General features: G+C 71.0%; 17 protein-coding genes and 1 pseudogene. 13 read left to right on the top strand and 5 right to left on the bottom strand.

Annotation, left to right across the window (positions count from 1 at the left end):
* Positions 1-65: 65 nt before the first annotated feature.
* The 5 genes from SACCYDRAFT_RS10725 to mycP all read left to right on the top strand — a co-directional run bounded on the left by SACCYDRAFT_RS10725 (position 66) and on the right by mycP (position 3750).
* Complete coding sequence (locus tag SACCYDRAFT_RS10725) at positions 66-1130, top strand: hypothetical protein (RefSeq protein WP_157606485.1); 1065 nt, start codon at positions 66-68, stop codon at positions 1128-1130.
* A gap of 62 nt (positions 1131-1192) precedes the next feature.
* Positions 1193-1525: an SAV_915 family protein gene (locus SACCYDRAFT_RS10720; RefSeq protein WP_005456081.1), complete on the top strand. Its 333-nt coding sequence runs from the start codon at positions 1193-1195 to the stop codon at positions 1523-1525.
* Between the two features lie 19 nt (positions 1526-1544).
* Complete coding sequence (locus tag SACCYDRAFT_RS10715) at positions 1545-1892, top strand: hypothetical protein (protein WP_005456080.1); 348 nt, start codon at positions 1545-1547, stop codon at positions 1890-1892.
* Positions 1893-1921: 29 nt separating this feature from the next.
* On the top strand, positions 1922-2305 hold the full coding sequence (locus SACCYDRAFT_RS10710; protein ID WP_005456079.1) for a YbaB/EbfC family nucleoid-associated protein: 384 nt from the start codon (positions 1922-1924) through the stop codon (positions 2303-2305).
* 122 nt (positions 2306-2427) lie between these two features.
* Positions 2428-3750 (top strand): type VII secretion-associated serine protease mycosin, encoded by a 1323-nt coding sequence (gene mycP, locus SACCYDRAFT_RS10705; protein WP_005456078.1) that lies wholly within the window; start codon positions 2428-2430, stop codon positions 3748-3750.
* A 21-nt stretch (positions 3751-3771) separates the two neighbouring features.
* Here the strand turns inward: mycP and eccB are convergent, their stop codons facing one another.
* From eccB to SACCYDRAFT_RS26840, 3 genes and pseudogenes are all read right to left on the bottom strand, one after another.
* Positions 3772-5175 (bottom strand): type VII secretion protein EccB, encoded by a 1404-nt coding sequence (gene eccB, locus SACCYDRAFT_RS10700; protein WP_005456077.1) that lies wholly within the window; start codon positions 5173-5175, stop codon positions 3772-3774.
* 4 nt (positions 5176-5179) lie between these two features.
* The gene (eccD, locus tag SACCYDRAFT_RS10695; RefSeq protein ID WP_005456076.1) at positions 5180-6073 is read right to left on the bottom strand and encodes a type VII secretion integral membrane protein EccD; all 894 of its coding nucleotides are present in this window, start codon (positions 6071-6073) and stop codon (positions 5180-5182) included.
* A gap of 254 nt (positions 6074-6327) precedes the next feature.
* Positions 6328-6513: pseudogene (locus tag SACCYDRAFT_RS26840) on the bottom strand (EsaB/YukD family protein); the annotation flags it as partial.
* Positions 6514-6667: 154 nt separating this feature from the next.
* Between SACCYDRAFT_RS26840 and SACCYDRAFT_RS10690 the strand changes: the two are divergent.
* Together SACCYDRAFT_RS10690 and SACCYDRAFT_RS10685 are read left to right on the top strand one after the other, a co-directional pair.
* Positions 6668-8050 carry a serine/threonine protein kinase gene (locus SACCYDRAFT_RS10690; RefSeq protein ID WP_005456075.1) on the top strand — a complete coding sequence of 461 codons (1383 nt, stop codon included), beginning with the start codon at positions 6668-6670 and terminating at the stop codon, positions 8048-8050.
* A 106-nt stretch (positions 8051-8156) separates the two neighbouring features.
* On the top strand, positions 8157-9284 hold the full coding sequence (locus SACCYDRAFT_RS10685) for a hypothetical protein (RefSeq protein WP_005456074.1): 1128 nt from the start codon (positions 8157-8159) through the stop codon (positions 9282-9284).
* A 38-nt stretch (positions 9285-9322) separates the two neighbouring features.
* Here the strand turns inward: SACCYDRAFT_RS10685 and SACCYDRAFT_RS10680 are convergent, their stop codons facing one another.
* Positions 9323-10828 (bottom strand): cobyric acid synthase, encoded by a 1506-nt coding sequence (locus SACCYDRAFT_RS10680; RefSeq protein ID WP_005456058.1) that lies wholly within the window; start codon positions 10826-10828, stop codon positions 9323-9325.
* 280 nt (positions 10829-11108) lie between these two features.
* On the opposite strand from SACCYDRAFT_RS10680, the gene SACCYDRAFT_RS10675 reads away from it, so the two are divergent.
* Entirely contained in the window at positions 11109-14114 is a 3006-nt protein-coding gene (locus SACCYDRAFT_RS10675) for a family 16 glycoside hydrolase (RefSeq protein WP_005456057.1), read from the top strand.
* A gap of 89 nt (positions 14115-14203) precedes the next feature.
* Here the strand turns inward: SACCYDRAFT_RS10675 and qcrB are convergent, their stop codons facing one another.
* Entirely contained in the window at positions 14204-15895 is a 1692-nt protein-coding gene (gene qcrB / locus SACCYDRAFT_RS10670) for a cytochrome bc1 complex cytochrome b subunit (protein WP_005456056.1), read from the bottom strand.
* A 222-nt stretch (positions 15896-16117) separates the two neighbouring features.
* Between qcrB and SACCYDRAFT_RS10665 the strand changes: the two genes are divergently transcribed.
* The 5 genes from SACCYDRAFT_RS10665 to SACCYDRAFT_RS10645 all read left to right on the top strand — a co-directional run bounded on the left by SACCYDRAFT_RS10665 (position 16118) and on the right by SACCYDRAFT_RS10645 (position 22270).
* A complete protein-coding gene (locus tag SACCYDRAFT_RS10665) occupies positions 16118-18019 on the top strand; it encodes a helix-turn-helix domain-containing protein (protein WP_005456055.1) in 1902 nt (633 codons plus the stop codon).
* A gap of 15 nt (positions 18020-18034) precedes the next feature.
* Positions 18035-19393 (top strand): hydroxymethylglutaryl-CoA reductase, degradative, encoded by a 1359-nt coding sequence (locus SACCYDRAFT_RS10660; protein WP_083844740.1) that lies wholly within the window; start codon positions 18035-18037, stop codon positions 19391-19393.
* Between the two features lie 90 nt (positions 19394-19483).
* Positions 19484-20416, top strand: coding sequence for a hydroxymethylglutaryl-CoA lyase (locus SACCYDRAFT_RS10655; RefSeq protein WP_005456053.1), 933 nt, complete (start codon positions 19484-19486; stop codon positions 20414-20416).
* A gap of 31 nt (positions 20417-20447) precedes the next feature.
* On the top strand, positions 20448-20903 hold the full coding sequence (locus SACCYDRAFT_RS10650) for a hypothetical protein (protein ID WP_005456052.1): 456 nt from the start codon (positions 20448-20450) through the stop codon (positions 20901-20903).
* Complete coding sequence (locus SACCYDRAFT_RS10645) at positions 20900-22270, top strand: tripartite tricarboxylate transporter permease (protein WP_005456050.1); 1371 nt, start codon at positions 20900-20902, stop codon at positions 22268-22270. The genes SACCYDRAFT_RS10650 and SACCYDRAFT_RS10645 overlap by 4 nt, the downstream gene beginning before the upstream one ends.
* The last annotated feature ends 15 nt before the right edge of the window (positions 22271-22285 follow it).

Here is a 22285-nt window from a genome sequence, read left to right as displayed (position 1 = left end):
AGGGTGACAGGCGAAGCGCCGGTTCCTCCCCCGACGCCGAAAGGCCGAAACCGGACGAGGAGCCCGTGCCGGGCCTCGTCCCCGGCGCGGAGATCGTGCCCGCCGGGGACGAGTTCAAAACGGCCGTGCAGGCTCAAGCGCCGGCCATCAGCACTCCGGCGTCCATTCTGGAAGACCTCGGCCAGCAGTGGCGAGACACCGGCGCCGACGCCGAAGCGGCACAGGCCGAGGGTACCGGCGGCATGGACACGGTCACCCGATCCTGGGACGATCCCGCTCTCGACGAGGTGCGACGCCGGACGGCTCCGTTGCTCGGCGAAACGACCGCGGTGCGCGATTCCGCGAGGGCGATGGACGAGCAGGTCCGGCGCGCGGGCGAGCAGGCCAGAGCCGCCTCCGAGGAAATGGAACGGAACATCGAACGCCAGGCACCGGGATACTACCTCGCCACCATGACCCTTCCGCCCGGCGAACGCGAAGTCGCGGCCCGGAGCATCATCGACATCACAGCGGCCGAGAACCGGGACATCGCGGGCCAGGCAGCGGACAACATCACGAACGACCCCGGCTGGCAACGGGTGGAAACGCCGCCTGTTTCCGAGGGCCCCACTCCACAGGTTCTCGCTCAGGCCGACATCCTGGCGAACAGCACCGCCGGCGTCGGCGGCTGGAAAGCCGCCCAATACCTGGAAGGTAGGGCGGACTTCTGGTCCAGGGTGGCCGAACTCTCCAGCGAGTACGCAGCCGACAATCCCGGCAACGCGGCACACAGGCTGAACGAGATCCGTGGAGCGACCGATGCGCGCTGGTACTCACATCTCGGCAAGGTCGCCGACAACGTGGGCAAGTTCGGGGGGCCCGCACTCGGAGCACCTCTCGCCTACCTCGGTTACAAGAACGACATCGAGAGCGGGGAGTCGTTCGAACAGGCCGCCTGGTCGAACGGAACGGGTTGGGCCGCAGGCGCTCTGACGGGGATCGCCATCGGCACCACGGTCGGTGGCCCGGTCGGCGCCATACTCGGTGCCCTCGGCGGAGCTGCAGTCGGATCTCTGACCTCGGGTGCCGTGGACTCCTACTTCGAGACGGGGACCTTTTCGCCTGCCGACGACGACCTCCCACAAGCCTGAGCGCCTCCTACGCAGAACGAATCTCACTTCCGGCAGCACACCAAACACGAGTGGAGTTCGGGATGACGGCAGAAGCCCACGAGCACACCGCTTCGAACCGATCCGAGGAACCGTTCGTCTACCTGCCCTGCGCAACCCACGTCGACGACGTGGCTGACGCGATCGTCGAATTCCGACGTCTGACAGACGACCGCCTGGCGCTGATGGCTTACACGTCACTCCGTCAGCTGACGTCCTGCTGTGGTGAGCAGCAACCGTGGTTGGCGCTACCACCGTCAGCGCTCGAGTATCTCCGTCAGGTGCAACCGTTCGACCTGGTTCTGTTCGACGTCGTCATTCCGCAGGAGCACCGGACGATTCCGCCGAGCTCGCGACCGAAGCACTCGGGCACATGACACAGGAAAGGAACAGATCATGACCCGATACGACATGGACCCCGACGGGGTCACCCATGGGATAAGGCGGCTTCGGGCGGCGGGTGAGACGTTCGGTTCCGCGTGGCAGAGCCGCCGGGAGGCGCTCGCGGCCGGTCTCTCCGGTGTCGGCGACGACGTCGTGTCGCAGGCGTTCCGGGCCAGGTACCTGGCGATCGCCGAGCGTCTGATGGCACGTGCCGACGCCATACCGACCTCGTATCGCAACATCTGTGACGACGCACAGTGCTGTGTCGACGACTACCTGGCGACCAACGCGCAGGGCACGAGCGACGTCCGCCGCCTCACCGGCGTCGACACCACGTCGGACACGGGACGTGTCCAGTAGACCGTCGAAGACTCACCGAGGAGGAGATCATGACACGGCCGGTCGTCGACTTCACCGCGCGAAGAAGGGCCAGCTACGAGAAGCTGCGTGACGACCTGAGGGAGATCCGGGCGAGGATCGACGACATCGAGGCGACCGCCGACTCGCCGGACGGGCTCGTCAGCGTCACCGTGGTGGGACGCGGCGAGCTCGGTGAGCTATACCTCGATCCGCGCATCTACCGCACGAAGGACTCGCAGGCACTCGCCGCATCCATTGTGGACACCTTTCGCGATGCCGTCGAGCAGGCGCGGGAACAGCTCTTCGACATCACCCGCGAGTACCTGCCGCCTGAGGCGACGCCGGAGAACACCGACGTGCACACGGATCCCTTCATGCACCAGCTCGACAGGCGGATCGAGGGAGAAGTGTGACGACCCCGACGCCCGGGAGGTGACCGTACGCACCGCGGTGGGCGCGGCATGCGCCGACGACGTCGCGTGCCGGGTGGCGGGCTCCGGAGGAACCGGAACGAGCACTGGGGAGACCGCTGACGATGACGAACGACCACACACGTAGGGCGTGCGGGTCCCGGGGGAGAGCAGTGGCCGTCGCATTCGCGGCGGTGGTGTTCACGACCACCGCCGCGAACACCACCGTCGCGGGCGCCGCGCCACCGCGCGGCGCGTGCGACAGCCCCGCCCCGGCGAGTCCCACCGTCACGGAGGTGCCCTGGGCGCAGCGGACGCTCGACGTTCAGGCGGTGCACCGGCACGGAACCGGAGCCGGAGTGGTGGTCGCCGTGGTGGACTCCGGCGTGGACGCGGACCACCCGCAGCTGCGGCAGCCCGGCAAGGTGCTGCGCGGCCAGGACTTCTTCCTGGTCGGCGACCTGCCGGGCAGCTTCGACTGCGTGTCGCACGGCACCGCGGTCGCCGGCATCATCGCCGCCGAGCCCGTCGAGGGGGTCGGGTTCACGGGTCTCGCGCCGGACGCCACGGTGCTGCCGGTGCGGGTCAGTGACAGCGACACCAGTGACGGCGCGAAGCAGGCCATCGACCCGAAGGTGCTGGCCCGTGGCATCCGGTACGCGACCGACCACGGTGCCGACGTCATCAACCTCTCCGTAGCCGGTGGACTGGACGACGAGTCCGTGCGTGCCGCGGTCCGGCACGCGGTGGTCAACGACGTCGTCGTGGTGGCCGCCGTCGGGAACGCCCAGCAGGGCACCACCGCGGGACCGGCCACCTTCCCCGCGGGCTACGACGGGGTGCTCGGGGTCGGGGCGGTCGACATGTCCGGAACCCGGCTGCCGAGCTCACAGATCGGTCCGCAGGTGGACCTGGTGGCTCCTGGTGGAGATGTCCTCAGCACCGCCCGCGTGGGTGGACACCAGTACCGGGAAGGCACCAGTTTCGCCGCCCCGTTCGTGTCCGCGACGGCGGCGCTGGTGCGCTCGGCCCATCCCGAACTCTCGGCGGAGGAGATCGCGGAGCGCATTCTCGCGACCGCGAGCCCGGCACCGGGTGGGCAGAACAGCCCCGCCTACGGCGCCGGGCTGGTCAACCCCTACCGAGCGCTCACCGAAGGGCTCTCCGACTCCGCTCCCGCCGCGCTGCCTCCCGCACAGCGGGCCGCACCGGACCCGGCGGCAGTGAGCCTCTCCGCGTGGTGGGAGGGCAGCATCGAACACGCCCGCACCCTGCTCGTTCTCGTCGCGGTGGGCGTGCTCGCGGGTGCGGCGCTGGCGGTGGTGCGGGTGCGGGGACGCCGCAACCGCTGGCAACCCCGGCGCACCGTCCTGCCTCCGGCCCGGCCGGTGGGCGACGATCTGCCGGAGGAGATGTTCCTCGTGCCCCGCCCACCGGTCGAGCACTGACCGAGGGACCACGGACCCCGCTCAGGGTCTCAACGCCTGGGCGGGGTCCAGACTGCTGCCCAGCGGTACCCGGGCCACGATGCCCGCGGGCAGCCGGACGGGTTCGACGTCGCCGTAGCCGAGCAGGTCCAACACCTCCCGGCTCGGCAGCGGGTGCGCCCGGCCCTGATCGGTGACCACCATCAGCGTTCCCGCGTATGCGCCGGCCGCGGGCATGGCCTCGACCAGCACGGCCCGGCCCGGCTCGACGTGGACGTGATCGGCCAGCGGCATCCCGTGTTCGGTGTTGCGGGTGGTGGCCACCGTCGCGACGTCGGTGAGACGGGGATCGACCCGCAAGGTCGGCACGGTGGCACCGGGCTCGTAGGTCACGCAGAGACCACCGCCTCCCGTGATCCGTGGCCGCTTCGTGGGCGCCGCCCCCGGTCCGGGCCGCTCGACCGGCGTCCGGCGGGCTTCGGCGGCCGCGGCGGGGCTCAGAGCGATGCCGAACGGCTCGCCGTCCTCGTACGCCTTCCTCGTCGCCGGGTCCGCGCGCTGGATGTCGTACTGCATCGGGGAGATGGCTCGCAGGCGCGTGGCTTCGGCGAGGTAGTGCTCGCGGCCGCCGGAGGTCCGCACGACGAGCAGCTGCCCCACGCGGACGTCGCTGCGCGTCGGGACCGCGGACGACGGCTCACCGACGTCCTCCAGGGCTACCGGTGCGATCGGCTGCCCCAGGGGCAGGACGTCCACCAGCGCTCTGGTGGCCCTGGTCTTCGGCTCGGACTGCAACGCCAGCCCCACCGCCACCGTGTCGGGCCGGTGGATGGGATGCCGGTAGCCGCCCGCGATCAGGTACTGCTCCCCGCCGCCCGGAACCTCGGCGAGCACGGCGGCGTCCGCCAGTGGCCGACCACCCGGGGCCGGTGTACCCGCCAGCAGCACGGATTCGTCCACAGTCGACCCGCTGCCGTCCGGCCGGGACCGTGAACACAGGCTCCACCCGCCGGTGAGCAGCAGATCCGGCTCGGGCAACGCGTCCGGCGCGTCGGCGATCCCGATACGGGGTCCGCGGGGTACGCCCGCCAGCGACGCGCTCGACACGGACAGCGTCTCGGCATGCTGACCGAGGGCCAGCAGAGCCGAGGTGTGGTTCTCCACGGGATGCAGCACACCGTCCAGGTAGACGTACTGTGCGCCGGACTCCTCGGCCACGATCACCGCGGGCCGGTCGCGCCACGCCGTGTTCCCGCCGGGGTTGAGCAGGCCGTACACCCACACGGCGACGAGGGCGAGCACGCCGAGGACGACGCTGCCCACGGCCGCACCGCCGGGACGGCGGAACGGTGGCTGTTCCGGGTCGGGATCGCGCGTCACCAGCGCGGAGATGACGCGCTGGGCAAGGAACTGGTGTGCCTGGAGCAGATCACGTTTGGACGCCACGACCTCACCCGCCCAACCCGCGCAGGTGCCCGTACAGGCCCAGTACGGCGCACAGCACCGGCACACAGGCCAGCACGACCACCACCTCGGCCAGTTCGGCGAAGCGGCCGAAGAACGGGCCGGCCTGCCTCCTGCTGTAGGCGAGGCCGGCCAGAACCGCCACCCCACCGGCCACGACCAGGCAGGGCGCCGTGATGACGAGCAGGCCGCCCGCACCGGACATCAGGGGGCCCGCGGCGAGCGCGCCCGCCCCGGACACTCCCGCGAGCAGCAGCGGTGCTCGGTGCCGCAGCGCCGGGTACAGGCGGGCGCGGAGGCAGAACCCGGCCGCCAGCACGGCCAGCAGCACGGTGACCGACGTGCTCGGCTGTCCCGCGAGGACGACCTGGCACAGCACGACGGCGGTCGCCGCACCGACGATCATGCCGGTCAACAGCTGGTCGGCCCGCAGCACGGCCGCGTAGACGGCGTGCCGGGGTGGCTGAGGGTCGTCCCGCACCAGGTCGGCGGTGGTGCGGGGCAGCACCGGCATCGGCACCCTGCCCAGCCGAGTCGCCAGTGGACCGAACAACGGCGAGAACAACAACACCGCCACGGTTGCCACAGCGGCACCGTCGGCACCGTCGAGCGCCTCCAGGGTCGCCAGCCACGACGCGAGTGTGCCGACCACGCCCGCGGTGATGCCGGCGAGGAAGATCTCGGCCCGTTCCACCACGCCGAGATACGCGAGGGCCGAGGCGACGAGCAGCGCGCCGCACGCGGCAAGCAGGTGCGGTGCGCCGAATCCGGCGGGCTGTGGTCCGGTACCGAGGAGCAGGCCGCCGCCGCTGAAGCCGAACGGCAGCGCCAGCACCGCGCCCCCGCGAGCAGCGTCGCGCAGAGTCCCAACGCCACCCATGCCGGCGTACTCCACGGTGGCCCCGCCCGCACGATCGCCAGCAGGGCCAGCAACACGGCGACGCCTCCTGTCGCCAGGCCCGCCGCACGGGTGTGCGTGGGTCCCCACAGTCCCCCGGTTCGGTCCGCCCCCGCTGCGATCGTGCCGGCCAGGTCGTCGTACTCGAGTTCGGGCCAGTGCAGGCGCCTGGGAACCAGGTACAGGATCTCGCCGTCGTGGATTCCGTACGCGCCGAGCGACCGGCCTAGTTCGAGCGCGCTGCCGTCGGCGCGCCGCAGCAACCAACCGCCGTCGGTGACGCCGTCGTCGGCCAGTGTCTCGCCCGCACGTCGCAACAGTCCCGGCAGGGTCTCGGCCACTGTGGAGTGCTCCGGCACGGCGAGGTCGAGGCGACGTGCCGGTGCGTCGATCGTCACCCTCACAAGGTTGGTGATGGCCATGCTGTTCCCTTCGGTGCCGCCGACCGGCGGCAGCAAGCTGCCGTCCGGGCCCTGTCCGTCACTTCCGGCGCTTACGATGGCCCCGCGAGGACCGCAGGGGAACGGGCACGGCAACTACCGGACATGCCGTCCGGTGCGCCAGGAAGACCTGAGGATGGGACCTTTCGACTCCGACGACCTGGTGTTGCTCGGCACCGGGCCCGTGGCCGCCGTGCACGCCGGCGGCACCGCGGGTGTGCGAGGCGGGTTCGCGCTGAAGGTCTATCCGGGACCGCTCGACCCACGCGCCCGCAGCGATCTCGAAGCCGAGGTGGGCCTCCTGGCGGGCCTGGGTCCGCAGGCACCCGTGCTGGCGGTGGACGACGTTGCCGAACTGTCCGACGGCCGCTGTGCGCTGCGTATGGAACTCTGCGCGCGGTCGCTGTCGGAACTCGTCGGCACGTCGGGGCCCTTCCCGGTTGCCGACGCGCTCGCGCTTGGCAGCGTCGTGGCGACCGCTCTGGCCGCCGCTCACTCGGCCGGGCTCGTGCACGGCGGTGTCTCCCCCGGCAACGTGCTGTTCCGGTCGTCGGGTGAACCGGTGCTCGCCGACTTCGGCGTGACGTTGCGGCGTGAGTTCCCCTCCGAGACCGGCGCCGTCGCCTATCAGGCTCCGGAGACACTGCGCCTGGACGTGCGGGACGAGCGGGCGGATCTCTACGGGCTCGGAGCCGTGCTGCACTTCGCGCTGTCGGGCACGCCGCCCCACCCGGGCAGGCCGGGCGAGTCGGTGGACGAGCGGCTGCTGCGCGTGCTCAGTAGCGACGTACCTCCCCTGGACCGAACCGACCTGCCACCCGGGTTGGTGCGGTTGCTCGCCTCCCTCCTGGCGCGGAACCCGGACGCGCGGCCGCCGGACGCGGCGACGGTGGCGGCCATGATCGACGCCCTGCGCGGGCCGGTGCCCGCCGAACCCGAGTTCGACGACTTCGGCGGCGCCCCGGCCGGCACGTCCGTTCCGGGCCCGTCCGACACCGTGACCGTCTCCCCCTCCCGGCAGCGACCGCCTGCGAAGGCGGCACCGAGGGGACGAAACCGGCGCGCGAACCGAACGGCGAACCGGACGAGAACGCCACACGCGGCCGTCGCCGTGGGAGGCGTCGTCGTGCTCGCGACCCTGGCCGTCGCGCTGCTCGTGCTACAGCCGGACCGGCTTCCGGGGCACGAGAAAGCCGAACCCGCCCCGGTGCCCGTGGCGGTCTTCACCCCCACGCGGTCGGCGCCCGGCACCGCACCGGCACGGATCGAACTCGACGATCCGGTGGATCGGGGTGACTACGTCGAGCTGTCGTGGCGGAGCAGCGAACCGCTCGACTTCGCGGTGGAGATCGCTGCCCTGGGCAAGCGCAGTGACGCGATCGTCGTGGGAGAGGTCAGCGGGTACCGGCTGCGCGTCGACCCGTCCCGGCCGTACTGCTTCCGGATCCAGGGTGCCTCCGACGCCGGGGTGGTGGAGAGCGAAGCCAAACCGATCCGGAACGCCACCTGCCACGGCTGACGGCTCCGCTGACACTCCGCGAGCACGCTGTCATCAGAAACTCATGTTCGTGCTGGAATCGTCGTCGCATGTTCTTTCCCATTCCCGGTGGCGTGAGGACACCGCGATGACGGCCGGACTCCGGCCGCTTCCCGAGGCGGGCAACGGACGCGTCCGGTGGGCTGCCGCCGAGCGGACCACCCCCGGTCCGCCGCGATCGGGACGGCACCGGTCGCTGAGGCTGCCGGTGCTGCGTGTCGTGTGCTGGCAACTCTGCCTCGCCACGGTGGTGGTGGCGGTCGGCAGCCCCTGGCCGGCACGGTGGGGGCTCCTGCTCGGCGCCGCGACGCTGCTGGCCCTGTCCGGATCGCGGGTACGGGGGCGCTGGCTGTCCGACGCGCTGGTGTCCGTGGCCCGGTTCCGGTTGCGGCGGCACGATCGTGACCTCGACGGCCTGTCCCCGGACGAGTGCGGTCGCGTCCTGCTGCGTGCCCTCGTGCCCGGAGCCGGCGTCCACACCGTCGAGCTCGCGGGCCGGCCCGCCGGCGTCGTGAGCCGCGGCGAGGAACTGGTCGCCGTGACGCGACCGGTCGGCGACGACACCGCCGCGTTCGTGCGGCTCGTGCTCTCGGGCTCCCTGCCGACCGACGCCGATCCCGGCCCGCCCCGGCCCGGCGTCCGCTCCCAACTCGTGCTGCACCGTGGACCACAACCGGGAGAGGTGACCCGGGTCTGGCTGACGGTGCGCGCGATGCGTGACCCGAACCTCGCGACCGACGCCGAACTACTGGTCGCGCTGAACAACACCGTGCGCAAGCTGCATCGGGCCCTCCGCGAAGCAGGTCTGGGCGCCGTCGCGTCGACCGAGACGCAGGTGCTCGCGACGCTGCTCGCGCTCACCCACGTCGGAGCGGGCCGTGGCACGGTCCGGGAAGAACGACGGCACTGGCGGGCCGGGCACGTCTCCCAGGTGGGGCTCCGGGTGACGGGGCTGGCGGAGCACTCGCCGTCCGCTCGTATGCAGGTGTTGCACCACCTGCTGGCCGCCGTGCCCGGAAGCGCGTGCACGATCGCGATCACGGTTCCCGGGCACTCGGCGGTCCTGCGCGTGGCCGCCATGACCGACGCCACCGTCGACGCGGCGGTCGAATGGTTGGTGCGGCTCGCCCCGCCGGGCATCCGGCTGGAGCGTATGGACGACGAGCACGCACCGGCCGTCGCCGCGTCGTTGCCCATCGGCGGAGGACCGCGATGACGCCCGCACACTGTCCGGGGAAGCGGCCCTCGGTCGCCTCACCCGTGCGGACCGATCGTCGGGACGGGCGGGGGTCCGTGCCGGGCGAGGTCCAGAAGGGCGTCGACGTCGAGGTGCCGTTCGACGAGGTCGCCGAGCAGGTCGAGCCGCGCCTCGCGACTGCGGCCGAAGCTGGCTTCCGAGGCCGGGAACGAACGGCCACGTGCCCCGGCGGCCAGGTTCAGCAGGGCCGTGCGCAGCGCGTCCGACTCCAGGCTGCCGTGCCACATCGTGCCCAGCACCCTGCCGACGCGGGCGCCGCCGAGGAACTCCTCGGCGGAGGAGTCGCGGGTGATGCGGCCGTGGTGGATCTCGTAGCCGGACACCTCGGCGCCGAGGGCCGTGCCGTGGGAGAGCCGCAGGGTCTTCTCCGGTGAGAAGGTCGTCTCCACCGGCAGCAGGCCGAGACCCGGGACGCTCACCGGGTCGGCGGTTTCGACGCCCTGCGGATCGTGGATGTGGCGGCCGAGCATCTGGAAACCGCCGCAGATGCCGAGCACGGCCCGCCCGGCCTCGGCGTGCCGCACCAGGGCCCGATCCAGCCCTCGCGAGCGCAACCACGCCAGGTCGGCGACGGTGGCCCTCGTGCCGGGCAGGACGACGAGGTCGGCGTCGTCGAGGTCGTGCGGGTCGGCGGTGAAGACGACCTCGACGCCGGGTTCCAGGCCGAGGGCGTCCACATCGGTCGCGTTGCTGACGCGCGGCAGGCGGACGACGACGACCCGCAGCGCCGCCCCACCGGCACGCGGACGGTCCCGCAGGGGGAGCGTGTCCAGCGTGTCCTCGGAGTCGAGCCACACGTCCGGCGTCCACGGCAGCGTGCCGTAGACGCGGCGACCGGTGAGTTCCTCCAGCCTGCGCAGTCCCGGCGCCAGGAGGGTGTCGTCGCCGCGGAACTTGTTGACGACGAAGCCCGCGACGAGCGCCTGGTCCTCGGGTTCCAGCAGCGCCACGGTGCCGTAGAAGGCGGCGAACACACCACCTCGGTCGATGTCACCGACGAGCACGGTGGGAACGTCGCCGTGCCGGGCCAGCCCCATGTTCACGTAGTCCCCCGCCCGCAGGTTGATCTCGGCGGGGCTGCCGGCCCCCTCACAGACGACGAGGTCGAACCGGTGGAGCAGGTCGCGGTAGGCGGCGTACGCGGCCCGCGCGAGGTGCGCCCGCCCACCGGGGAACTCCGCCGAGGTGATGTCCCCCGCGGGCTTTCCCATGACGACGACGTGACTGCGCTCGTCGCCGCCCGGTTTGAGCAGGACCGGGTTCATCGCGGCCTCCGGCTCGACCCCGGCGGCGAGTGCCTGGACCCACTGCGCCCGGCCGAGTTCGGCGCCGTCGGCACAGACCATCGAGTTGTTCGACATGTTCTGGGCCTTGAACGGAGCGACCTTCAGTCCACGCCGCGCGAACGCCCGGCACAGCCCGGTGGTCACGAGGGTCTTGCCCGCGTCGGACGTCGTCCCGGCGACGAGCAGCCGCCCCGTTCTCGCTCCGTGTGCGTCCACGCGGTGAGTATCGCCGAGGTCGCGTAACGGCCGGCACCCTGCCGGACACCGCCGGGCTGAGCGGCCACACCCGGTGCCAGCTTTCGAACGTCGCGTTGCTCGTTCTGCGGGAAATCGACAAAAGGACCTCGACTTCGGAGCAGAAGGCTCTTATCGTCACGTCCACGACGCGTCGGCAGCTCAGTGTTACCCGGTGATCGACCGCACGGAGCCAGTGAACGTGCCCGACGGGCACGGGCCCGGGCCTGCCCATGACAGCACCACGACACCAGGAGCATGAATGCAGCCGAGATCGTCCCCCCGTCGCCTCCCGAGACGCCTGACCACCCTGGTCGCGGCCGCGGCCGTGACGAGTGGACTGGGCCTGCCCGCAGCGACCGCCCAGGAACCCGGCGCGCAGGCCGAACTCCCCCCGCAGGAGCCGGGTGTCACCCTGCGTGTCTTCGACGTACAGCAACCGATGAACGAGATCTGCACCCTCAAGGCCGGGCAGACACCCAACGTCGACCGGTTGATGCCCGACATCGACTGGAGCTCCGCCGAGGACTTCGGAGGCATCGGCGACTACTTCGTCTCCCACGCCATCGCCAACCTCCACGTTCCGGAGGACGGCCAGTACACGTTCCGGCTCACCAGCGACGACGGCTCGCGCCTGACCATCGGCGACGAGGTCGTCATCGACCACGACGGCCTGCACGCCGCCGAGCCGAAGGAGGGCACGGCCTTCCTGACGGCAGGCCCCCACCCACTGCTCGTCGAACACTTCGACTCCGCGGGCGAGCAGCAGGTGACGCTGGAGTGGCGGCCACCGGGTGCGGCCGGCTTCGAGGTCGTGACCGACTCGGTCCTGAGCACCGAGGCCGACGTCGTGCGCGTCACGGCACCGGGCCGCAAGGAGTGCGAGAGCGGCACCGACACGCCGGGCGACGGGATGCCCCTGACCGACGTGCACCCCAACTACACGCTCACCGACCTGCGCCCCGAGGGCTTCGAGCCCCAGGTGTCGGCGATGGACTGGATGCCCGACGGCCGGCTGGCCATCGCGACGTGGGGCGGCACCGACAACGTCACGGGCGAGGTCTACCTGCTGGACAACGTCACCGGCGACACCGGACCGGAGGAGGTGACGGTCACCCGCGTCGCCGAGGGGCTGAAGGAGCCCATGGGGCTCAAGGTCGTCGACGGCACCATCTACGTGTCGCAGAAACACGAGCTGACCGAACTGGTGGACGTCGACGGCGACGACGTCGTCGACGAGTACAACACGGTGGCGACCTGGCCGTTCAGCGACAACTTCCACGAGTTCGCCTTCGGCCTGCTCTACCGGGACGGGTTCTTCTACCTGAACCTCTCCGTGGCGATCAACTACGGTGGCGCCACCACCGACCCGCAGCCCTCGGAGAACCGCGGCACCACCATCAAGGTGAACCGCAGGACCGGCGAGGTGTCCTACATCGCGGGTGGTCTCCGCACCCCGAACGGCATCGGCTGGGGACCCGGCCGGGACATCTTCGTGACCGACAACCAGGGCGGCTGGCTGCCCGCGTCCAAACTCGTCCACATCAAGCAGGACCGTTTCTTCAACCACTACACCAATCCGGACGGCCCCTTCGACGACCAGCCGGTCACCCGGCCGGTGTTGTGGCTGCCGCAGAACGAGATCGCGAACTCCCCCAGCACCCCGCTGTACGTCGAGAAGGGTCCGTTCGCCGGGCAGATGCTGTTCGGTGACGTCACCTACGGGGGCATCCAGCGCGCGTACCTGGAGAAGGTGAAAGGCCAGTACCAGGGTGCGGTCTTCCGCATGACCCAGGGACTCGAGGTCGGGGTCAACCGGATCACGAGGGGCCCGGACGGTGCGATCTATCTCGGCGGCCTCGGCGCGGGCGGCAACTGGGGCCAGGCGGGCAAGCTCACCTACGGCCTGCAGAAGCTGACCCCCGCCGGTGACAACGCGTTCGACATCCTCGCCATGCGCGCGGTGCCGGGCGGGTTCGAACTGGAGTACACCCGGCCGTTGTCGGAGGAGACCGCGCAGGATCTGGCGGCGCACTACCAAATCACCCAGTGGCGGTACGTGCCGACGCCGAGCTACGGCGGTCCGAAGGTCGACGAGGAGACGCTGCCCGTCACGTCGGCGACCCTGTCGAAGGACGGCAGGAAGGTCACGCTGACGATCCCGGGTCTGCAACCCGACCGGGTCGTGCACGTGCGCTCGCCCCGGCCGTTCACCTCCGTCGACGGTCAGTCGCTGTGGAGCACCGAGGCGTGGTACACGCTGAACCGCATCCCCGGTGCGGAACCACCGGTCACCACGTACGAGGCCGAGGAGGCGAAGCTCTCGGGCGGCGCGGCGATCGACACCGACCACACCGGCTACTCGGGCGGCGGGTTCGTCGACGGCTACGGCACCGAAGGCGCGTCCACCACCTTCCACGTCACCGTGGAGAAGGGCGGCACCTACGACGTCGGGTTGCGCTACTCCAACGGGCCGAACCCGTTCCAGGGCACCAAGACACTGGGCGTGTCGGTCAACGGCCGCGAGGTCACGCGAACCCACCTGCCGAGCACCGGCGACTGGGAGAGCTGGTCGACCGGGACCGAGTCGTTGAAGCTTCGGGCCGGAGCCAACACCATCACCTACACCCACGGTCCTGACGACACCGGCCATGTCAACCTCGACCTGATCACCGTCCATCGGAAGGGCGAGCGCATCACCCTGTTCGACGGTGAGAACCGGGGCGCGTGGCAGCACACGGACGGCCGCACCGCACAGTGGCCGCTCGTGGACGGGGCGATGGAGGTGTGCTGCGGGGACATCCGCACCGAGCAGGCGTTCACCGACTTCCGGCTGCACGTGGAGTTCTGGCTTCCGGAGTATCCGCCGGACGTCACCGGACAGGCCCGCGCCAACAGCGGCGTGTACCTGCAGGAGCGGTACGAGATCCAGATACTCGACTCCTACGGGAAAACGTCCTTGGAGCCCAACGAGGCGGCCGGGATCTACAACGTCAAGGCCGCCGACGTGAACGCCGCGACACCGCCCGAGACCTGGCAGTCCTACGACATCACGTTCCGGGCCGCCCGGTACGACGAGGCCGGGAACAAGGTCGACGACGCCAGGGTCACGGTGGTGTGGAACGGGGTGACGGTCCACGACAACGTGGCCGTCGACGCCCCCACCGGTAACGGCAGGCCGGAAGGACCTGCCGCGGGAGCCATCCGGCTGCAGGACCACGGCAACGAGGTGCGCTACCGCAACATCTGGATCGAACCGCTGCACTGAGTGTCAGGCGTCGCCTCGGGCGACGACACGACCAGGTGAGGGCCGCCTCGGGATGCGGGAGCACCCGGAGGCGGCCCTGCGCTTCGCGGCTACGTGCGCTTCGTGCGTTGCCGCCCGAAGCGGCCGTTTCGCCGGGACGTGGCCTCGGGATGGGGAGCCTCCAGCCCACCGCTCTCGGTGGGAGGGGCGCCCTGCTCCGCCTTGGCGCGCTCCAGCGCCGCGGTCTCCTCCGGCGGGTCCGGCTTCCACAGCGTGCCTGCCACCGGCTTGCCCGCCGTGCCGAGCTTGTTCATCTTCTTCGGCACCGGCGCGCCCTGGTACTCCAGCGGCACCGCGTGCCCGTCGTACTTCGGCCCCAGCGGCTGGTGCACCTCGATGAACTCACCGTGCGGCAGGCGCCTGATGATGCCGGTCTCCACACCGTGCTCCAGCACCTCGTGGTCGGATCGCTGCAGACCCAGGCAGATCCGGTAGGTGATGAAGTACGCCAGCGGCGGCAACAGGAACAGACCGATCCGCCCGGCCCAGATCAAGGCGTTGAGGGAAAGGCCGTACTCGAGCGCGATGATGTCGTTGAACCCGGACAGCTCCAGCACCATGAAGAACGTCAACGCCATGACACCGAGGCTGGTCCTCACCGGTGCGTCACGGGGGCGTTGCAGCAGGTTGTGATGTGCCGCGTCCTTCGACGCCCTCCGTTCGATGAACGGATAGGCGATCAGCAGGGCGAACAGGACGCCCATCCCGCCGACTCCCGCGAAGAAGGGCTGCGTCACCGCGTAGTTGCCGAGGTCGAGCTCCCACGGCGGGAAGATCCGCAGGAGGCCGTCCGCCCAGGCCAGGTACCAGTCGGGCTGTGACCCCGCGGACACCTGCGCCGGGTTGTACGGCCCCAGGTTCCAGATCGGGTTGATCTGGAACAGCCCTGACATCAGCGTCAGGAAGCCGGTCACCACGAGGAACCATGCGCCGCCCTTGAGGGCGAACACCGGCATGATCCGCACGCCGACGACGTTGGTCTCCTTGCGCCGCACGCCCGGAAACTGCGTGTGCTTCTGATACCAGACGAGGGCCAGGTGCACGGCGACCAGCGCCAGCATGACGGCCGGAATGATCAGGATGTGCAGGGCGTACATCCTCGGCACGATGATGTCGCCCGGGAACTCGCCGTCGAACAGCGCCCAGTGCAGCCAGGTCCCGATCACCGGGATGGAGAGCACGATGCCCGACAGGGTGACGCGGATACCGGTGCCTGAGAGCAGGTCGTCCGGCAGCGAGTAGCCGAAGAAGCCCTCGAACATGCCCAGGATCAGCAGCAGCGCACCGATGACCCAGTTGGCCTCGCGCGGCCTGCGGAACGCTCCGGTGAAGAACACCCGGAACATGTGCACCATCATCGAGGCGACGAAGACCAACGCCGCCCAGTGGTGCAGCTGCCGGATCAGGAGGCCGCCGCGGACCTCGAACGAGATCTCCAGTGTCGACTCGAACGCCCGCGACATCTCGACGTCCTGCAGATTCCGGTAGGGACCGTCGTAGACGACCTCGGCCATCGAGGGGTCGTAGAACAGCGTGAGGTAGATCCCCGACAGGATCAGGATGATGAAGCTGTAGAGGGCCAGCTCACCGAGAAGGAACGACCAGTGGGTCGGGAACACCTTGTTCATCTGGTGGCGTAGCGCCTTGGCCATGAAGTACCGACGGTCGGCCTTGTCCCCGGACTCCGCAGCACGCCGCCGAAGGAAACCGGAGCCCTTGGTGGGTGTGGTCAGTGAGCTCATCAACCGCTCCGCTCGGCCGTGGTGGCTCCTGCTCTGTCGACGATAAGCCGGATCGCCGCACGTCGCAGCGGACGCGGCACGGTGGCGGCACCACCTCGCCACAGCGGGAGGACCGCCAGGGACTCGGCGTCGGCGAGGAGACGCCGCGGCGCCCCGCGTACCGGCCCACGGCAGTGCCCTTATGGTTGGCGGGTCCATGTACCGGCGCCGACAGGTGGTTCCATGGCCCAACTCGTTCCGGTGGATCTGGTCGTCGACGTGCTCACCGCGGCGCTGGGGGACAACGCCGACGACCACACCGACGAGGTCGCCCGGCTGCTCGCCGAGGCCGACCTCCCCGAAGACGTCGCAGGCCGCATCGGCGCCGAGGTGCGAAGGCTGAAGGCCACCGCCGCACGCTGGCGACGCCGCGGCCAGGAGCTGGCCGCGCTGTACTCGACCGCCCACGAGCTGGCTCAGCTGCGGGACGTGGACGAGCTGCTGGAGCGCCTGGTGCAGCGCGCGCACGACCTCATCGGCACCGACGTCACCTACCTGTCGGAGTTCCATGTCGCGAGCGGTGAGCTGAGGGTGCGCACCACGCTCGGCACCGTCGCGCCGTCGTTTCCGAACCTGCGGGTGCCTCCCGGCATGGGACTGGCGAGCATGGTCGTCGACACGCGGAGCCCGCAGTGGACGTCCAGTTACGCGGGGATGACGCAGGCGCCGCACGACTCGGACATCGATGCCGCCGTCGCGGCCGAAGGGCTGGTGTCGCTGCTGGGCGTGCCGCTGCTCGCCGGTGACGAGGTGCTGGGCGCGCTGTTCGCCGCGAACCGTATCCCGCACACCTTCACCCACGAGGAGATCTCGCTGCTGTCGGCTTTCGCCGACCACGCCGCCGTCGTGCTCCAGACGGCCCGGTTGCTCGCCGACACCCGTCGTTCGGACGCCGAGACCCGCAAGGCCTACGGCGAGCTGTCCCGGCACGTCGAGGCCATGGAGCGCGCGAGCCGGGTGCACGAGGACCTCACCGCCCTGGTGTTGCAGGGCGGTGACGCCACCGACGTCGCCGATGCGCTGGGCAGGGCGTTGCGGTGCACGGTCACGATGCTCGACGCCGAACTGCGTCCCCACGGGGGTGCCACGCTCGACGAGGGCGAGGTGCGGGAGGCGGTCACCCGCAGCAGGCGCAGCGGTCGCTGCGTCTTCCTCACGACTCCCGACGGGCACAGCAGGGTGGTCGTCGCCGTCGTGGCGGGGTCGACCCTGCTGGGTGCGCTGGTGCTCGACCAGGGTGCGCTCGCGTTCGGTCCCGTCGAGCAGCGGACGGCGGAGCGGGCCGCGCAGATCACCGCGCTGTTGCTGCTCAAGCAGGACGCCGTGGTCGAGGCCGAGCAACGCCTGCGCGGTGATCTGCTGGCCGACCTGCTCTCCGGCGACCCGGCACGGGTGCAGCCCGCCGTCGCGAGAGCGGTGGCGCGCGGGGTGCACGTCGAGCGGGTGCGCTCCGTGGTCGTGATGGCCGTGGAGACCGATCACCGCAGGGCGGTGGTCAGGTCGGCGGGCCGTGCCGTCGGGCCCGGCGGTCTGGTCGGCGAGCACGCCAACCGGGTCGTCGCCCTCAGCCCGGAGGCGGACCCGGCCGCGACCGCGAGGTCGGTGCACGCGGCGGCGACCAGGGCGGTCGGCGGCGGTGTGCTGGCGGTCGGCGCTCCTGCGACCGGTGACGCGGCCGGCCTCCGCGAGCGGCACGAGGCCGCCGAGTCGTGCCTGCGTGTGCTTCCGGCACTCGGTGTCCGGGACGGCGCTGTCACCACCGACGAGTACCTGCCCTACACCGCGCTGTTCGGTCCCGGCGAGGATCGGGTTGCCGCGTTCGTCGACGCGACGATCGGACCGGTGCTGGCGTGGGACGACGGCCGCGGCAGCGCCCTGTTGCCGACTCTGGCCGCCTACCTCGACAACCGGTGCAGCCCGGTGGCCACCGCCAGGGCCCTGCACCTGCACAAGAACACCGTGCTCCAGCGGTTGGAACGGGTCACCGACCTGCTCGGCGAGCAGTGGCAACGGCCCGACCGACTGTTCCGGATCGGCATCGCGGTGCGACTGCACACCCTGACCAGGACCATCGGCCCAGCGTGATCTCGGTAAGTGTGGATGTTCGGTCCATACTCCTGGGGGCCAGCACGGCTTAGCGTGTGGCGAGCCGAACCGCAGCCACGCCGAAGTGGGAGGACTTCCATGCCGCGCACCAGCCGGATCCCGGGTTTCCGCGATCTCTCCGTCGAGGAACGACGCGCCGTCGTCGCCGAGACGGTCGGGGTGGCCCCGCAGTCACTGGCGGTGCTCGATCCCGAACAGGGGTTGGGGGTCGGCCTCGCCGACCGCCTCGTCGAGAACGTCGTCGGGGTGCTCGGCGTGCCCGTGGGCATCGCCACCAACTTCGTGGTCAACGGTCGCGAGCTGCTGGTGCCCATGGCGACGGAGGAGGCCTCCGTCGTGGCGGCGGCCAGCAACGCCGCCAGGATCGCCCGGGTGAACGGTGGGTTCACCACGTCGGCGACGGCGCCGATCATGCAGGCGCAGGTGCAGATCGTCGGTGCCCCCGACCCCGAGGGAGCGCGACTGCGCCTGCTGGAGCACCGTGACGAGCTCATCTCCCTCGCCGGCGCGCAGGACCCGCTGCTTCGCGAACTCGGCGGCGGCGTGCGGGACCTGACGGTGCGTCTGGTCCCGTCCCGGGCGGGCACGTACGTGGTGGCGCACCTGCACGTCGACGTGCGCGACGCGATGGGAGCCAACGCGGTGAACACGATGGCCGAGGCCGTCGCCGCCCGCGCCGGGGAGATCGCCGGTGGGCGCACGCTGCTGCGCATCCTCACGAACAAGGCGGACCTGCGGCTCGCCCGCGCGCGGGCGGTCTTCGACGCCGACGCGCTCGGAGGCACCGAGGTCGTCGACGACATCGTGCACGCCGCCGCGCTCGCGGAGGCGGACCCCTACCGCGCGGCCACCCACAACAAGGGCATCATGAACGGCATCAGCGCGGTCGTCCTCGCGACGGGCAACGACACACGCGCGGTGGAGGCGGGGGCGCACTCGCACGCCGTCTCCCCCGACGGTCACTACACCTCGTTGTCGAGGTTCGAGAAGAACGCCGACGGGGACCTCGTGGGAACCCTGGAACTGCCCATGGCCGTCGGTCTGGTCGGCGGGGCCACGAAGGCGCATCCCGTGGCGAAGGCCGCGCTGTCCGTGCTCGGCGTGGCCTCGGCCACCGAACTGGCCGAGATCATCACCGCGGTGGGGCTGGCACAGAACCTCGCCGCCGTGCGGGCGTTGGCCACCGAAGGCATCCAGCGCGGGCACATGTCGCTGCACGCCCGCAACGTCGCGACCACCGCGGGAGCCACGCCCGAGGAACTGCCGACCGTCGTCGCCCGGCTGATCGCCGACAAGGCGGTGCGGGTCGACCACGCCGAGCGGGTCCTCGCCGAACTGCGCGCGAACGCCTGACCCGGCCGCCCCGCCGTTCCCCGTGACTTCCCCGCCTTCCCAGCTTCTCCGACTTCTTCGACCTTCCCGATGCCACGAAAGGCCAGCGCCATGCCGACCGACTACGGGACCACGCCGTTGGAAGGCCTGCCGAGCCGGGTGACGATCTGGGAGGTCGGCCCCCGGGACGGCCTGCAGAACGAGAGCGCGCTCGTACCCGTCGAGGTCAAGGTGGAGCTCGTGGAACGGCTCGTCGACGCCGGGCACACGATCGTGGAGACCACCAGCCTCGTGCACCCGAAGTGGGTGCCGCAGCTCGCCGACGCCGAGCAGGTGTTGCGCGGACTGCCCCGCCGGGACGGGGTGCGCTACCCCGTGCTGGTACCCAACGAGCGGGGCCTGGACCGGGCGCTCGATCTGGGGGTCACCGACATCGCGGTGTTCGCCAGTGCGACGGAGTCGTTCGCCAAGGCGAACCTCAACCGCACCGTCGCCGAGTCACTGCGGATGTTCGCGCCCGTCGTCGCCCGCGCCCGAGAGGCCGGCCTCGGCGTGCGAGGGTATCTGTCCATGTGCTTCGGCGATCCGTGGGAGGCGGCGGTGCCCGTCGAGCGGGTCGTCGCCGTCGCGTCGCGGCTCGTGCGGCTCGGCTGCACCGAACTCAGCCTCGGCGACACGATCGGTGTCGCCACCCCGGGCCGGGTCGCCGCCGTACTCGACGCGCTCACCGAGGCCGGGATCCCGGTGGAGCGGACAGCGGTGCACTTCCACGACACCTACGGCCAGGCTCTGGCCAACACACTCACCGCGCTGCGGCGGGGCGTCACCATCGTCGACGCCTCCGCGGGCGGGCTCGGCGGCTGCCCCTACGCTCGCAGCGCCACCGGCAACCTCGCCACCGAGGACCTCGTGTGGCAGCTCGACGGACTCGGCATCGACACGGGTGTCGACCTCGGCAAGCTCGTCGAGACCAGTGCGTGGCTCGCCGCCGAACTCGGCCGCCCCAGTCCCTCGCGCACCGTCCGGGCCCTCACCGGAGGCTGACGCGAGCACGCCCATCACAACGGAGGAAACCGTGGCCACTACCCCTGCCGTCACCGGTGACGGCAACCGAGACACCGGCCCCGTGACCGGTCCCCGACCAGCGGAGCAGCCGTACCGGATCGTCTGGAACGACGCCGTCGACCTGCGCCACCTCGCCGCCTCGATCGTGGTGTGCGTGGTCATCGGCCTGCCCGCCTACCTCGTGGCGGAGGCGGTTCTGGAGGCGAACCTGGAACAGACCTCCCTCGCCGGAGGCTACGCGCTGCTCGTCGGGCTCGCGGGCTGTGTGGTGGGCGCCGCCGTGTGCACGCGGTTGTTCCCGCCCAAACGCGTGCTGGCCGAGGACGATTCCACCGACCGGGTGGAGGCGCTGGCGGAGCTGGAGACGATGGGCGGCACGCCCGAGTCGTTCACCGGCCTGCCGAAGGACGTGCAGGACGAGATGCGGTCGCTCGGTCTCGCCCCGAAGCCGGAGGAGGGAAGATGATCGTCGCCGACCTGATGTGGGCGCTGGGCATGGGGTTGCTCGGCGCCGTCGTCTTCGCCGCCATCGGCCTGGTGTCGGGAACGGACGAGACGTCCACCCTGGCGCCGATCACGCTGCTCGTGGTGCTCCTCGGCGTGCCGCCCGCGGGCGTGCTGACGTTCTTCATCGCCGGCGCGGTGGCCAAGCACATGACCCACGCCATCCCGACGACGCTGCTGGGCATTCCCGGTGACACGACGGCGGTGCCGCTGCTCGACGACGCCACCGCGATGCGCAGGCTCGGCGCGCCGCACATCGCTCTGCGCAAAGCCCTCGCGGGAGGGTTCCTCGCCGCGCTGATCTCCGTGCCGATCGCCGTGGGTGTGGCGTCCCTGCTCGCCCCGTTGGCCGAACCGGTCACCGCGGTCGCGCCCTACGTGTTCGTGGTCGCGGCGGCGTTCGTCGCCTACTTCTCGCCGGGCCGCTGGGCCAGCCTCGTCGCGATCGTGCCGTTCGCGTTGCTCGTGGCCGCGCTCAACGGGCTGGCGTCCGACCAACTCGGTTCGTCGCTGTCGATCAGCTTCTTCCTCGGGATCGCGATCGGCCCGCTGGTGGTGGACCTGCTGCTGTCGTCGTCCCGGTCGGGGCGTGAGACGCTGCCGCGCAGTGGGGTTCGCACCGTGTGGCTCGCGCCGGACGTGGGAACCGGCAGCCGATGGTGGCCCAACCCCCTCCGGGTGCTGAACCGCCGCCAGGCCGCCACCACCGTCGTCGCCGCGGGCGCCACCTCGACGACGTTCATGCTCAGCCCCGTCGCGGCCACCGTGCTCACCGGTGAGGTCGTGGGCTCCCGCATCAGGCACCCGTACCAGCGACTGTCCACGTTGATGGCCGTGAAGAACGGCACGACCGAGTCGACCTACCTCGCCGAGACGCTGATCCCGCTGGTGGCGTTCGGCCTGCCGCTCAGCCCTGTGGCGGCGGGCCCCGCATCGCCCCTGTTCAACGCACCGCCGGTGTACACCGTCGACGGCGAGGGCGGCGGTGTGCACAACCTGCACACGCTGCTGGGTTCCTGGGAGTTCCTGGTGTTCGGCCTCCTCGGGGTCGTCCTCGCCGGGCTGATCGCCTACCCGTTCGCGATGCGCTACGCCAGGGCGGCCAGCGCGTGGGTCTCGCGCGCCATCAGCCACGAGGCGCTGATCGGGGCGTTCGTCGCGTTGATCGCCGTGGTGTCGTGGTACGAGGGCGGGCTGCTCGGTTTCGTCGTCAGCGTCACCGTCGGTGCCGTGGGTGGTCTGGCCAACAAGTTCCTCGGCATGACGTCCGGGGTGCAGTTCATGGCGTACTACGTGGCGGTGCTGTCCCTCCCGCTGGTGCTCGGCTAGCACGCCTGGTACACC

The organism is Saccharomonospora cyanea NA-134 (assembly GCF_000244975.1).
GTDB classification, from domain to species: Bacteria; Actinomycetota; Actinomycetes; order Mycobacteriales; family Pseudonocardiaceae; genus Saccharomonospora; species Saccharomonospora cyanea.
This window is presented reverse-complemented; position numbering and strand designations above follow the sequence as displayed.

Excerpts from the sequence above, each read along its gene's own strand:
- SACCYDRAFT_RS10655 (WP_005456053.1), top strand. The coding sequence starts at position 19,484 with ATGCCGACCGACTACGGGACCACGCCGTTGGAAGGCCTGCCGAGCCGG.
- eccD (WP_005456076.1), bottom strand. The coding sequence starts at position 6,073 with ATGGGTGGCGTTGGGACTCTGCGCGACGCTGCTCGCGGGGGCGCGGTG.
- mycP (WP_005456078.1), top strand. The coding sequence starts at position 2,428 with ATGACGAACGACCACACACGTAGGGCGTGCGGGTCCCGGGGGAGAGCA.
- SACCYDRAFT_RS10665 (WP_005456055.1), top strand. The coding sequence starts at position 16,118 with ATGGCCCAACTCGTTCCGGTGGATCTGGTCGTCGACGTGCTCACCGCG.
- qcrB (WP_005456056.1), bottom strand. The coding sequence starts at position 15,895 with ATGAGCTCACTGACCACACCCACCAAGGGCTCCGGTTTCCTTCGGCGG.
- SACCYDRAFT_RS10675 (WP_005456057.1), top strand. The coding sequence starts at position 11,109 with ATGCAGCCGAGATCGTCCCCCCGTCGCCTCCCGAGACGCCTGACCACC.
- SACCYDRAFT_RS10645 (WP_005456050.1), top strand. The coding sequence starts at position 20,900 with ATGATCGTCGCCGACCTGATGTGGGCGCTGGGCATGGGGTTGCTCGGC.
- SACCYDRAFT_RS10685 (WP_005456074.1), top strand. The coding sequence starts at position 8,157 with ATGACGGCCGGACTCCGGCCGCTTCCCGAGGCGGGCAACGGACGCGTC.
- SACCYDRAFT_RS10720 (WP_005456081.1), top strand. The coding sequence starts at position 1,193 with ATGACGGCAGAAGCCCACGAGCACACCGCTTCGAACCGATCCGAGGAA.
- SACCYDRAFT_RS10690 (WP_005456075.1), top strand. The coding sequence starts at position 6,668 with ATGGGACCTTTCGACTCCGACGACCTGGTGTTGCTCGGCACCGGGCCC.
- SACCYDRAFT_RS10660 (WP_083844740.1), top strand. The coding sequence starts at position 18,035 with ATGTTCGGTCCATACTCCTGGGGGCCAGCACGGCTTAGCGTGTGGCGA.
- SACCYDRAFT_RS10710 (WP_005456079.1), top strand. The coding sequence starts at position 1,922 with ATGACACGGCCGGTCGTCGACTTCACCGCGCGAAGAAGGGCCAGCTAC.
- SACCYDRAFT_RS10715 (WP_005456080.1), top strand. The coding sequence starts at position 1,545 with ATGACCCGATACGACATGGACCCCGACGGGGTCACCCATGGGATAAGG.